The organism is Streptomyces sp. NPDC030840 (assembly GCF_055572015.1).
This window is the reverse complement of sequence record NZ_JBVIEE010000004.1, coordinates 266,808-278,812: the sequence shown is the minus strand read 5'-3', so window position 1 is coordinate 278,812 and position 12,005 is coordinate 266,808. Positions and strand designations below refer to the sequence as shown.

Sequence of the window (12,005 nt, the reverse complement as noted above, 5' to 3'; positions counted from 1 at the left end):
CGGGGGCACCATGTGCGCAGTTTGGTATACCAAACGCGCGCGGTTGGCCCCCCACGGTCAGTCCCCCCAGCAGGCAGCCAGCAACAGCAGCCCTCCACCAACAGTCCTCCTCCGTCCCCTCGCTCATGGAGGCCCCGTGTCCCTCGCCGACCATGCCGAAGCAACCTCAGCAGCCGCCTTCGTCCCCGACCCCCGGCTCACCAACGAAGACCTCGCGCCCGCGGGCAAGCGCAACTGGAAGGTCTTCGACCTCTTCGCGATGTGGATGTCGGACGTCCACAACCTCGGCAACTACACGTTCGCCGCGGGCCTGCTGGTCCTCGGCATGAACGTGTGGCAGGTCTTCACGTCCCTGCTCGTCGGCTTCGTGCTCATCTACGTCGGCATGAACTGGATGGGAAGGATCGGGCAGCGCCACGGTGTGCCCTTCCCCGTCGTCAGCCGGATCAGCTTCGGCGTCTGGGGCGCCAACATCCCCGCGCTGATCAGGGCCGTCATCGCCATCATGTGGTACGGCATCCAGACCTACCTCGCGTCCGTCGCCGTCAACGTGATGCTGCTGGCCGCCTGGCCGGGACTGGAGTCCTGGACGCACAGCTCCTTCCTGGGCCTGCACGCGCTCGGCTGGATCTCCTTCCTCTCCCTGTGGGTCATCCAGGCGCTGATCATCAGCCAGGGCATGGAGTCGGTGCGCAAGTTCCAGGACTTCTGCGGTCCGGCGATCTGGGTCGTGATGATCGCGCTCGCCGTGTGGATCCTGGCCAAGGCCGGCTGGACCATCTCGCTGACCTCGACCCCGCACCCTGTCTCCACCGGTGAGCAGTGGCGGCAGTGGTTCGGCGCGATCGGGCTGATCCTCGCCACGTACGGCACGCTGATGCTCAACTTCTGCGACTTCTCGCGCTTCGCCCCCGACTACCGGACCGTCAAGCGGGGCAACTTCTGGGGCCTGCCCATCAACTCCACTGCCTTCGTGGTCGTGTCAGTCATCGTCACGGCCGGCTCGCTGGAGGTGTTCGGCGAGGCCATCACCGACCCGGCGGAACTCGTCGCCAAGGTCGGCAACACCTGGGTGCTCGTGCTGGCCGCCCTGACCTTCGCCATCGCCACCATGGGCGTCAACATCGTCGCCAACTTCGTCTCGCCGGCCTACGACCTCGCCAACGTCTGGCCGCAGAAGATCACGTTCAAGGTCGGCGGCATGATCAGCACGGTCGCCGCGCTGGTCGTCACCCCGTGGAACCTCTTCTCCAACCCCACCGTCGTCAACTACTTCCTCGGCGGCCTCGGCGCCTTCCTGGGACCCCTGTTCGGCGTGATCATGCTCGACTACTTCTGGGTCAAGCGCGGACACATCGACGTCGACGAACTCTTCAACGCCACCCCCGGCTCCCGCTACTACTACCGCAAGGGCGTCAACCCCAAGGCCCTGTGGGCGTTCCTGCCCGCCGCGGCGGTGTCGGCGGTGCTCGCGCTGGTGAAGGACTTCAGCCCCGTCGCCCCGTACTCCTGGTTCATCGGAACGGCGCTGGCGGCCGGGCTCTACGCCCTGCTCTGCCGCCCCGAGCGCGCCGCGGCCGAACCGGCGGGCGCGGAGCCCGCCGCCATGGAGGGCTGAGCGTGCGCATCGTCGTCACCAACTGCAACACCACGCAGGAGATGACCGAGGAGATCGTACGAGGTGCCCGGGCCGCCGCAGGCCCGGGCACCACCGTGACCGGACTGACCCCGGCATGGGGACCTCAGTCCGCGGAAGGCTGGCTCGACAGCTATCTCTCGGCCGCCGCCGTCCTCGACACGCTGCGGACGTACGACGATCCGTACGACGCGGTCGTCATGGCCGGGTTCGGCGAACACGGACGCGAAGGGGCGCGGGAACTCGTGGACGTGCCCGTGGTCGACATCACCGAGGCCGCCGCCCACTTCGCGTGTCTGCTGGGACGGCGGTACGGGGTCGTCACCACGCTGGAGAGGTCCTGCGGGCAGATCGAGGACAGCCTGGAGGTGGCCGGGGTGGGGCGGAACTGCGCCGCCGTGGTCGGCACCGGGCTCGGCGTGCTCGACCTCGGCGATCCCGTACGCACCGAGGAAGCCTTCGTGACCGCCGCCGAGCGGGCCCGGGACGCGGGCGCCGAGGTCCTCGTGCTCGGATGCGCCGGCATGACAGGTCTGCAGCGCACGGTGGGGGAGAAGCTGGGGCTGCCCGTCGTCGACGGAGTGGCCGCGGCCGTGAAACTCGCCGAGTCACTGGTGACACTCGGACTCACCACCAGCCGGGCGGGGAGCTACGCCAAGCCCCTCCCCAAGCGCAGGACCTGGGGCGGAGCCGCAAGTGAGGCGACACGGGCTCAGTGAACCTACGCGGGCCCCGGGACGGCCGCGGTCGCCGTGATCTCCACGAGCTGGCCCGTGTAGCCGAGGCAGGCCACGCCGAGCAGGGTCGAGGAGTGCGGGCCAGTACTCAGGCCGGAGGCCTCGACGACGTCCCAGACCGCGGAGAGGACCGCGGGCTTCTGGCTCACGACGTACACCTCCGTCGACACCACGTGCGCGAAATCGCTGCCGACCGCGCGCAACTGCTCGCCGAGGTTCGCGAGCACCTGCTCGGCCTGCCGCACGGGGTCGCCCGCGCCGACGAGGTTCCCGTCGGCGTCCAGGGGGACGGAACCGGCCAGGAACGCCAGCTTCGTCCCCGCCTCGACGACGGAGGCGTGGGAGTACACGGGCGGTGGGAAGAGGCCGGGGACGGTGACGCGCTGGATCATGGGAACTCCCGGGGTCGAAAGGCCAACTCCTGACTACTGTCTGATCATGCGAACCCCGTGACCTGAGCGCACCCGAGTTTCGCCCTCCCCCCCCCGGTCGCACTGGCGCCCGGGCGGCGCGCCGCCGTGGTTTCGCGAAGACGGTCGGCTCGCCGACCGCGCGTGACCGACGGCGCTGTGTGTTCACCTCCATTGCGTTCATAAAGAACGCGGCCTTCCCGCCGATCGTCACACCCCGGTAACACATCTCCCCCGTCCCCTCCGGCAGAGCCCCGTACCGTGGAGACAACGAACCCCCGCCCGGCCACCGTCGCCCGAAGGCACACCCCGCCCTCGTCCTGACAGGAGCCACACCCTTGTCCCGCCTCGTGCTCGCCGTGCCGCCCTGGCTCGCTCATGCTCTGCGTGCGCAAAGGGGGCCCGTGCCGTGGAACGCGGTGGTGAGAGGGGCCCTGGCGGGTGGGCCGTTGCTGTTCGCGGCCGTGCTCCTCGACCAGGCCTCCGTCGGGGTCGTCGCCGCGCTCGGGGCCATGCTCGCCGGGATCAACGACCGGCCAGGGAGCCGGAGGGCCTCGGTCAAGCGGATCGGGGTACCGGCGCTGGCCGGGGCCGCCGGGCTGTTCGTGGGGACGTTCGCCGGGGAACACGCGCACGCCGTGGTGCTCACCCTTGTCCTGACCCTGCTCGGGCTGCTCGCCGGGAGCGTCAGTGCGATCGGGCCCGTGGCCTCCGGGGCCGGGACGCAGTTGCTGGTCGCCGCCGCGATCGGGGCCGGGATGCCCCTGCCCGAGAGCGGCTGGGAGCGCGCGCTCGCCTACGTCGGTGGGGCCGCGTGGCTGCTCACCCTCCGGCTCGTGCTGCCCACGCCCGGCGCCGTCGCGGGGGACGCGCGGCTGGAGTTCTGGCTCGACTTCCGGTTCGACGGGGAGCGGGACGCCGTCGCCAAGGTGTACGACGCCATCGTGGAGCTGCTCGGCGCGGCGGGTACCCCAGAGGCCACCGACCGGCGGGCCGCCCTGACCGCCGCTCTCGACCACGCGCAGGACGCCCTCGCGGGGCCCCGGCTGCGGCGGTACGCGAGTTCGGCGACCGAGCGGCGGCTGCACGCCCAGTACGCCGCCGCGCTGCCCCTCGCCGAGGCCGCTACCGCGCTCGCCTGGGCGGGGGACGCCGTGCCCGCCCGGGCGGCGGAAGGGCCACGGCGCCTCGCCGCCGCCGTACGGGCGGGCGCGCCCACGGGGCCGCTGCCCGCGCCCGCCCGTTCCGCACCCGCCCTGCGTGCCCTGGACGACGCCCTGCTGCGGGCCGCCGAGGCGTTCGACCAGGAAGGCGGCGCTCACGAGGAGAGGCTCCACCGCCGGCGCCGTACCGCCAGGTCGCTCGCCCGGGTCGCCCTCGGGTCCGGCGGACGTGAGTACGGGATGCGGGTCGCGCTGTCGTTCGGCGTCAGCGCGGCTGTCGCGCAGGCCCTCCATCACGTCCACTGGTACTGGCTGCCCGCCACGGCCGTCTTCCTGGTCAAGCCCGACCTCGGACCGCTCGCCTCACGCGTGCTGTCCCGGGCGGCCGGGACCTTGCTGGGGGCGGTCCTCTTCGCCGGGTTCGCCGCCGTGCTGCCGCGGCCCGAGGGGCTCGTGGCGCTCGTCGCCGTCTGCGGTGCCCTGATTCCCGTCGCCACGCGGCACTTCGCCGCGCAGACCGCCGTCGTCACCGTGCTCGTGCTCGCCCTCGTGATGGTGGGCGGCGATCCGCAGGCCTCCTGGAGCCGGATCCTGGAGACGCTGCTGGCCTGCGCGATCGTGCTTATCGTGGGCCACCTGCCGATGCCGGGGCAGCAGGGCGGAGGTGTGCGCTCCCGGCTGACCAAGGCCGGGGACGCCGCGTACGCCTACCTCGCGCACGTGCTCAGCGAGTCCGACGATCGCGCGCGGCGGTGGACCCTGCGCCGCGAGGCCTACCGCACGCTCGCCGAGGCCCACGCCGCGATCGGCCTCGCCGCGGCCGAACTCCCCGCCCTCGCCCGGCACACGGAGGGAACCGACGAGGTCGCGGCCACGCTCGAACGCCTCGTGGACACGACCACCGCGTACGCCGTCCACCTCGACGACACCGGCCACCTCACGCCCGAGGACACCGAGCGACTCACCGAACTCCTCGACGAGCTCACCGAGCGCGGCAGACGGGCGGGGCTGGGCCGCCTGGCACCGGCGGCCCGGAGGGCCACACTGCCGGGGCTGCGGACGGCGGGCCAGGGCGGAATCGGAGCCTAGAGGCGGCTTGTTCACGTTCCACGCGACTACGTCGCCGTCGTACCGTGACCGCATGACGCCGTCTCGCGCCGACTCCTCCGCGGATATCCTCATCACCGGCTGCACCGCCCTCGTGCACGACGACCAGGAAGGGATCGGGTTCGTCGAGGACGCCTCGATCGTCGTACGCGGTGGGGTCATCGTGTCCGTCGGCCCGGCGGGGCGCGCTGCCGGGGACATGGCCGAACCACCTGCGACCGAGCGCATCGACGCCCGCGGCCAGGTCGCCCTGCCCGGTCTCATCAACTGCCACACCCACGCCCCGATGGTCGCCCTGCGCGGAGTCGCCGAGGACCTGCCGGCCGAGGAGTGGTTCAACGACGTCGTCTGGCCGATCGAGTCGAACCTCACCCCCAAGGACGTGGAGCTGGGCGCGCGGCTGGCCTGTGCCGAGATGATCCGCGGTGGGGTGACCTGTTTCGCCGACCACTACTTCGCGATGGACACGGTCGCCGCCGTGACGGCCGAGACCGGTCTGCGCGCCCATCTGGGGGAGGCCTACTTCTCCTCCCAGGGGCCCGAAGGGCGCGAGAAGTCACTGGAGTTCGCGCTACGGAATCGGGGCGCCGCCGGCGGTCGCATCACCACCGCGCTCGCGCCGCACGCCCCCTACACCGTCGACGACACCGACCTCACCGCCACGGCCGGACTCGCCGGCGAACACGGCCTGCCCGTCCACCTCCACGCCGCCGAGAGCCGCGACCAGACCGACAACAGCCTCGCCCGGCACGGCGTCACACCCATCGAGGTGCTGGAACGCACGGGGCTCCTCGGCCTGGACGCGGGCGTGCTCATCGCGCACGGCACCGGCATCATCGAGCGCGACCTGCCCGTTCTGGAGCGGGCGACGGGACCGGTCGCCGTGGCCTCGGCGCCCCGCGGCTACCTGAAGTTCGCCTGGCCCACCACTCCGGTACGGGCCCTGCGCCGCATCGGTATCGACGTCGGTCTCGCCACGGACGGCGCCGCCTCGAACAACTCGCTCGACGTATGGGAGTCCATGGCACTCACCGCGCTCGTGCAGAAGTCGACCGAGGGCGACCCGCGCTGGCTGACCTCACGGCAGGCGCTGCACCACGCCACGCTCCAGAGCGCCCGGGCGGTCGGACTGGGGGACCACATCGGCAGCCTCGCCCCCGGACGGCGCGCCGACATCATCCTCGTCGACGTCACCGGCCCGCACACCCAGCCCGTCCACGACCTCGCCGCCTCCCTCGTGCACAGCGCCCGCTCCTCCGACGTCCGCACCACGATCGTCGACGGGCGCGTCCTCATGCGAGACCGGCGACTCCTCACCATCGACCTCCCGGCGACCGTGCGGGAACTCGGAGAGCGCCTGCCCGCGCTGGTGGACCGCGGCCACGGGAGGCGGATCCAGGAGTACGACAAGCCGCCGGAGTGAGCTGAGCACCGGACCCGGCACGTGCGGACACGGCTCGTGCGGACACGGCTCGTGCCGAATTCGGTACGGAAAGTCACCCGCCAGGGCGTTTTCTGAGAATTCCCTCACCGTTCTGCGTTGACCGCGTGTCAACTACGTCTCATTACCGTCACGTAAAGAGCCGTTCACCCCAGGGAGGGCGTTTAACTCTACGAGTACAGGCTTTACATGGAGGTGCAGGGTGAAGGGGAGAACAGTGCTGGAGCGCTTCCCCGCGGGCGGCCCGCGCGGATCGTGGCCCGCCGAGGAGTTCGCGCAGGCGCGCCGCCTGGAGGGCCAGGCCGCGGAGGTCGTCATGGACCTCGCCACCGACACGTTCCTGGTGATCGTGCCCGGAGCCGACTCCGGAGAGTGATTCCTGGATGACTCCGGAGCCGACTCCGGAGAGTGAGCCCTGGATGACTCCGGAGTGTGACCGTGGGGACCGACGGACCCCCGAGGCGCGTCAACCCGCCTCCCTGGTCGGCACCTTCGCCGTGAACTGCTCCGCCTGCAGCGCGTACAACTCCGCGTAGACGCCGCCCGTGGCCAGCAGTTCCTCCGGTGTGCCGGACTCCACCAGCCGGCCCTGGTCGAGGACGTGCACCAGGTCGGCGTGGCGCACCGAGGCCAGGCGGTGGGTGATGAGGATGACGGTCTGGCCGGTGCCCGCGAGGGCACGGATCTTCTCGAAGACCTCCAGCTCGGCGCGGGCGTCGAGGGCCGCCGTCGGCTCGTCCACGATCAGGATGTGGCCGCGCCGGTAGGCCGCCCGCGCGATACCGAGCCGCTGCCACTGCCCGCCCGACAGCTCGTGCCCGCCGCTGAACCCGCGCGCGAGGAGCGTGTCCAGGCCGCGCGGAAGGTCCGCCACCACGTCCTGGGCCCCCGCCTCGGCGACCGACGAGGAGACGCGCTCGTCGGTCAGCGGCGCAGACGGGCGGCCCACCGCTACGTTCACGCGGGCCGTGAAGGGCCACCTCTTGAAGTCCTGCGCCACCATCGCGATGCGTTCGGCGAGCTGCTGCCGGTCGGCGGTCGCCGTGTCCACGTCGTCCCACAGGATGCGGCCCTTGTCCGGCGTGTACAGCCCGGCGAGCAGCTTGACCAGCGTGGTCTTGCCCGAGCCGTTCTCACCCACGAGTGCGACGATCTTGCCGAGCGGCACCGTCAGCGTCACGTCGCACAGAGCCGGCCGGCTCGCCTTGCCCGGGTACGAGAAGGTGACGTTCTCCAGGCGGATCTCGCGCGGGTCCGCGGGCAGCGGCTCCCCGCCCACCGGTATGGCGCGCTTGGCCGCCTCCACGTACAGGCGTTCCATGTCGCCCACGAACAGCGCCTCCTCGTGCAGCGCGTTGAGCTCGAGGACGAGCGTGTCGAGGCTGGTCGAGCCGGTGCGGATCGCGATGACCGCCGTCCCCGCCACGGACAGGGCCATGGCACCCGCGAGCAGCAGGCCGCCGAGGGTCGCGTATGTCGCCACGGTCGCGAGCCCCGTCCAGGCGGCGGCGATCAGCCCCGTACGGGCCGCCAGGCGAGCCAGCCGTGCCTGCTCGGCCTCCGCCGTCTCCGACATCGAACGGAAGTGGCGCAGCAGGAACGGGCCGACGCCGTGCACGCGGATCTCCGGGGCCGCCTCCGGCTCGGTCAGCAGCGTGCTGATCAGGTGTCCCGCGCGCGCGTGCTGCACCCAGGCGTGGAACGACTCGTAACGGCGCCGGGCGATGGTCAACGAGCTCCAGGCGCTCGGCAGCGTCATCGTGACGAGCAGCGGGAGCAGGGCCGGGTGCAGCACGGTCAGTACGCCCGCCGCCGCGACCAGCGAGATCATCGCGTTCACCACGCGCGCGGAGTAGGAGATCATCCGGCGCGCCGACTGGGCGCCGTACTTCGCGGTGTCGAGCAGCTTGTGGAAGGCGTCGTCCTCGATGGCGGCAAGCTCCACGGCCGCCGCCCGCTCCAGGTACAGCTCGGTGGCCACCCGCTCGACCTTGGGTTCCAGACGGCCGGTGGCGTACGTCGAGGCGGCGTGCAGCAGCACGGCCAGGAGCGCGGCGGCGGCGATCATGACGAGTGCCGGAGCGGCGCCGCGCAACCGGTCCTCGACCGAGCCGTCGGCGATCAGCCGGGCCAGGACGGTGTTGACCGCCAGCAGACTCACCGCCTGGGCCAGACCCTGGCCGACCTCGGCGGCCAGTACGGTCCGGGCGGCGCGCCGGTCCGCCTGCCAGGCCAGCCGGAAACTGGAGGTGAGCAGCGACGGCAGCCGCCTCACCATGGCGCGGAAGTTCAGCTCCAGGAACGCGTCGGCGTGCTGGGACCAGCCCATGTCGTACCGGAGCGGCCCGCCGAAGAGGAGTACCTCGGAGCCCGATGTCTCCGGGGTCTTCGGGGTCGGTGTCTCCGGTGTCTCCGGTGTCTCGGGCTTGTGGTCCCGCTCACCTTTGCGCGGTGTGCGTGGTGTGCGTGGTGTGCGTTTGTTCGCGTCGCGCGCTGTCCCCACCCCGGGCCTCCCCCGATCGTCGGCGCACGGCCACTATCGCGGGGTGGACGGCCGGGGGACCAGAGCGCGCGACCGTCTCGCGGCGGCTCGTACGGGGCACGCGGAGCGCGTGTCGGCGGACGACTGTGCGTGGGGAGTGGCGGCCGGTGCGGGGGAGTGGTGGGGAGACCGGGGAGGCGGGGCGGTGCGGGGGGAAGAGGGGGAAAACGGCGGGAGAGGCCGGGGGAAGGCGGGCCGGAAGGTGGTGACGGTTCGTGCGACTCGGGGGACCGGAACACCCCCGACCCGAATCCCGCCCGCCACCACCGGCCCGGTGGACAGCGCTCAGGCGCTGATCGGCCGCGACCAGGTGGGCGTCGTCCCCGTCACCCGGCACAGGGCCAGGTAGAGCGGTATCGGCGGGGTGTACGGGATCGTGCCGGCGGGCTTGTGGATGAGGCCGGGGACGGCCGGGCTGCCGGGCAGGGCCGCTCCCGCGACGTACCGGACGGGCTCCGGCCACTGCAGGGCGTAGTCGGAGTCGGAGGGCACGAGCCACCACCAGTGCGTTCCGTCGGCGTACACGCACCCCACGCGCGGCAGCCGCGGCAGTACCTCGGGGCCGAGGTCGGCGGGCACCCCGACCGCGTCGCAGCCCATGGGGGCGGACATTCCCTCGGGCAGCGCGAGCCGCCGGAGCGTCTCGGGGGTGCGCTGCCCGCGCCGGAGGCGGATCAGCGTGTCCAGGCACACCACCGGGGCCGTACGACCCGCCGAATTCGCACCGGCCGACGCCCTCACACACTCCCCCGCTCTCGGCCGTGCTCGACCGCGGGGACCTCGATGGCCGCCGTCTCGTGGGACGTCTCGTAGGACGCCCCCGCGCCGTTGCCCCGGTCCTCGGCGGGTGGCTTCTTCGCGCTCCAGCCCAGGTCGGAGCGGGCTGCCGTGTCCCGGCCGCGGGCCTGGCCGCGACGGTCCGCGGGGGGCGGCACAGCACGCAGGGGGCGCGCGGAGTCCGCCGGGCGCGACGTGTCCGCCGAACGCTGAGCGGGAATGACCCCGCGAGGCAGATCCGCCCAGACCAGCAGTCCCGGGCCGGCTTCCTGCGCGCCCCAGGCCCGGCACATGGCCTCGACGAGAAGCAGTCCCCTCCCGTGCTCCTCCTCGGGCCGCTGCGGCGAGGGATGCGGCTCGCCCGGAGCGCACCCCTCGTCACGCACAGCTATCCGGACGAGGTCGTCACGGTCGTACAGCTCGCAGACGACCCGGTGGCCGGCCGCGTGCACGATGGCGTTGGTGACCAGTTCGGAGACGACCAGTGCGGCCGTGTCGCAGGTGTCCTCGCAGAGCGCCCAACCGGACAGCCGGGCGCGCGTCATCCGCCGGGCGTGAGCCACGGACCCCGGATGCGCGGCCAGTTCGAAGCGGAACCGGCGTTCGACGGCCGCGTCGGGGCGCACCCCGGCCGCCGGTCCGGGACCGAACCGGTCTGCGGCGGCATCTGTTCCTAAGGGCGCAGGCGGAATCACAGTAGCCACTATCTCCTCGCCTCGAACACTTGGCAAGAGTCACTCTGAAAATTGCAGAGTGCGGTGTGACTCTCTGAAAGGTCGTGGCACACTGCTCGGTAACAGCACGTGACGCGGCGCCAGTTGGATCCCTGCACGAGTGCACAGGTGTGTGACCACATGAACACGCACGGGCACGGCAAGGTTTTGACGGGCGCCGCAGGGCTGTCGAGACCAGGAGGAACAGCGCCCACGGGCCAGGAGGAGGGGCGAGGTGAGCGAGCCGCGGTCCGCGCCGACGGTCGGTCAGGTCGTCCTCGGGCGACGCCTGTTGGACCTGCGGGAGCAGGCGGGCCTGAGGCGCGAGGAGGCCGCACGCGTCCTGCGCGTCGCGCCCGCCACGGTGCGCCGCATGGAGATGGCGGAGGTCGCTCTCAAGATCCCGTACCTGCAGCTCCTGCTGAAGGCGTACGGCATCAGTGACGAAGATGCCGAAGCCTTCGTCCAGTTGGCCGAGGAGGCCAACAAACCCGGCTGGTGGCAGCGGTTCCACGACATCCTGCCGGGCTGGTTCTCGATGTACGTCAGCCTGGAGGGCGCGGCGAGCACCATCCGCTCGTACGAACCCCACTTCGTGCCCGGACTGCTGCAGACCGAGGAGTACGCCCGTGGCGTCCTGGAGTCGGGCGCCATCGGGCAGACCAGCCCCGACGACATCGAGCGTCACGTGGCGCTGCGCATGCAGCGGCAGGGCCTGCTCACGCGTGAGGACGCGCCCCGCTTCTGGGTCCTGATGGAGGAGACGGTACTGCGCCGTCCCGTCGGCGGGCCCGAGGTCATGCGCGCCCAGATCGACAGGCTGCTCGACGCCACGGCGTTGTCCAACGTGACGCTGCAGATCGTGCCGTTCGACCGGGGGCCGCACCCCGGGACGTACGGGCCCTTCGTGCTGTTCCGATTCGCCGTGCCGGAGCTTCCCGACATGGTCTACAGCGAGTACCTGACCGGCGCCGTCTACCTGGACGCACGCAACGAAGTGGCAACCCACCTCGAGGTCATGGACCGCATGGCGGCCCAGGCCGCCACAGCACATCGCACGAAGGAGATCCTCCGGGATCTCCGCAAGGAGCTGTGAATGGATCGCATCAAGCCCCAGTCCCCCAAGCAGTCGCACATGCGCGCCTACAACGGCATGCCCGCCCGGGAACTGGGCAGCGAGGGCTGGCACAAGCCGTGGAGCGGTGGCAACGGCGGCAACTGCCTGGAGGCGATGAAGCTCGCCGACGGCCGGATCGCCGTACGCCAGTCCACCGACCCCGACGGGCCGGCGCTGATCTACACGCCCGACGAGATGAACGCGTTCATCAAGGGCGCCAAGGCGGGGGAGGCCGACTTCCTGCTGTCGTGAGCTCCTGAGGCTTTTGTTCAGCCGACTGTTCAGCCAACTTCCCTGATCTTGATGATGAATTGAGCGTGGAATTGATGGAATCGAACGTCAACGGCCGCAACCGCTTACGG

Annotated in this window: 11 protein-coding genes; 7 read left to right on the top strand and 4 right to left on the bottom strand. The window is 71.5% G+C overall.

What is annotated here, in order from left to right:
* Positions 1–136 precede the first annotated feature (136 nt).
* Positions 137–1,618, top strand: a complete 1,482-nt coding sequence (locus ACZ49J_RS11615) for an NCS1 family nucleobase:cation symporter-1 (RefSeq protein WP_467451311.1) — start codon at positions 137–139, stop codon at positions 1,616–1,618.
* A gap of 2 nt (positions 1,619–1,620) precedes the next feature.
* A complete protein-coding gene (locus ACZ49J_RS11610; protein ID WP_467451310.1) occupies positions 1,621–2,355 on the top strand; it encodes an aspartate/glutamate racemase family protein in 735 nt (244 codons plus the stop codon).
* Between the two features lie 2 nt (positions 2,356–2,357).
* Here the strand turns inward: ACZ49J_RS11610 and ACZ49J_RS11605 are convergent, their stop codons facing one another.
* On the bottom strand, positions 2,358–2,765 hold the full coding sequence (locus tag ACZ49J_RS11605; RefSeq protein WP_467451309.1) for a RidA family protein: 408 nt from the start codon (positions 2,763–2,765) through the stop codon (positions 2,358–2,360).
* A 356-nt stretch (positions 2,766–3,121) separates the two neighbouring features.
* Between ACZ49J_RS11605 and ACZ49J_RS11600 the strand changes: the two genes are divergently transcribed.
* The 3 genes from ACZ49J_RS11600 (at position 3,122) to ACZ49J_RS11590 (ending at position 6,870) form a co-directional block, all read left to right on the top strand.
* Positions 3,122–5,035, top strand: coding sequence for an FUSC family protein (locus ACZ49J_RS11600; RefSeq protein ID WP_467451308.1), 1,914 nt, complete (start codon positions 3,122–3,124; stop codon positions 5,033–5,035).
* Positions 5,036–5,087: 52 nt separating this feature from the next.
* Positions 5,088–6,476: an amidohydrolase gene (locus ACZ49J_RS11595; protein ID WP_467451307.1), complete on the top strand. Its 1,389-nt coding sequence runs from the start codon at positions 5,088–5,090 to the stop codon at positions 6,474–6,476.
* Positions 6,477–6,696: 220 nt separating this feature from the next.
* Positions 6,697–6,870 (top strand): hypothetical protein, encoded by a 174-nt coding sequence (locus tag ACZ49J_RS11590; protein WP_467451305.1) that lies wholly within the window; start codon positions 6,697–6,699, stop codon positions 6,868–6,870.
* Positions 6,871–6,960: 90 nt separating this feature from the next.
* Here ACZ49J_RS11590 and ACZ49J_RS11585 read toward each other — a convergent pair whose 3' ends face one another.
* The 3 genes from ACZ49J_RS11585 to ACZ49J_RS11575 form a co-directional block, all read right to left on the bottom strand.
* A complete protein-coding gene (locus ACZ49J_RS11585; RefSeq protein WP_467451340.1) occupies positions 6,961–8,823 on the bottom strand; it encodes an ABC transporter ATP-binding protein in 1,863 nt (620 codons plus the stop codon).
* A 498-nt stretch (positions 8,824–9,321) separates the two neighbouring features.
* A complete protein-coding gene (locus ACZ49J_RS11580; RefSeq protein ID WP_467451339.1) occupies positions 9,322–9,732 on the bottom strand; it encodes a hypothetical protein in 411 nt (136 codons plus the stop codon).
* Between the two features lie 41 nt (positions 9,733–9,773).
* Positions 9,774–10,517 (bottom strand): ATP-binding protein, encoded by a 744-nt coding sequence (locus ACZ49J_RS11575; RefSeq protein ID WP_467451303.1) that lies wholly within the window; start codon positions 10,515–10,517, stop codon positions 9,774–9,776.
* Between the two features lie 244 nt (positions 10,518–10,761).
* Here ACZ49J_RS11575 and ACZ49J_RS11570 point away from each other — a divergent pair, with 244 nt between their 5' ends.
* Both ACZ49J_RS11570 and ACZ49J_RS11565 read left to right on the top strand, forming a co-directional pair.
* Complete coding sequence (locus ACZ49J_RS11570) at positions 10,762–11,622, top strand: helix-turn-helix domain-containing protein (protein WP_467451300.1); 861 nt, start codon at positions 10,762–10,764, stop codon at positions 11,620–11,622.
* The gene (locus ACZ49J_RS11565) at positions 11,623–11,895 is read left to right on the top strand and encodes a DUF397 domain-containing protein (RefSeq protein ID WP_467451299.1); all 273 of its coding nucleotides are present in this window, start codon (positions 11,623–11,625) and stop codon (positions 11,893–11,895) included.
* Positions 11,896–12,005 lie beyond the last annotated feature (110 nt).

Coding starts and splice junctions, on each gene's coding strand:
- ACZ49J_RS11605 (WP_467451309.1), bottom strand. CDS start 2,765: ATGATCCAGCGCGTCACCGTCCCCGGCCTCTTCCCACCGCCCGTGTAC.
- ACZ49J_RS11595 (WP_467451307.1), top strand. CDS start 5,088: ATGACGCCGTCTCGCGCCGACTCCTCCGCGGATATCCTCATCACCGGC.
- ACZ49J_RS11585 (WP_467451340.1), bottom strand. CDS start 8,823: ATGGGCTGGTCCCAGCACGCCGACGCGTTCCTGGAGCTGAACTTCCGC.
- ACZ49J_RS11565 (WP_467451299.1), top strand. CDS start 11,623: ATGGATCGCATCAAGCCCCAGTCCCCCAAGCAGTCGCACATGCGCGCC.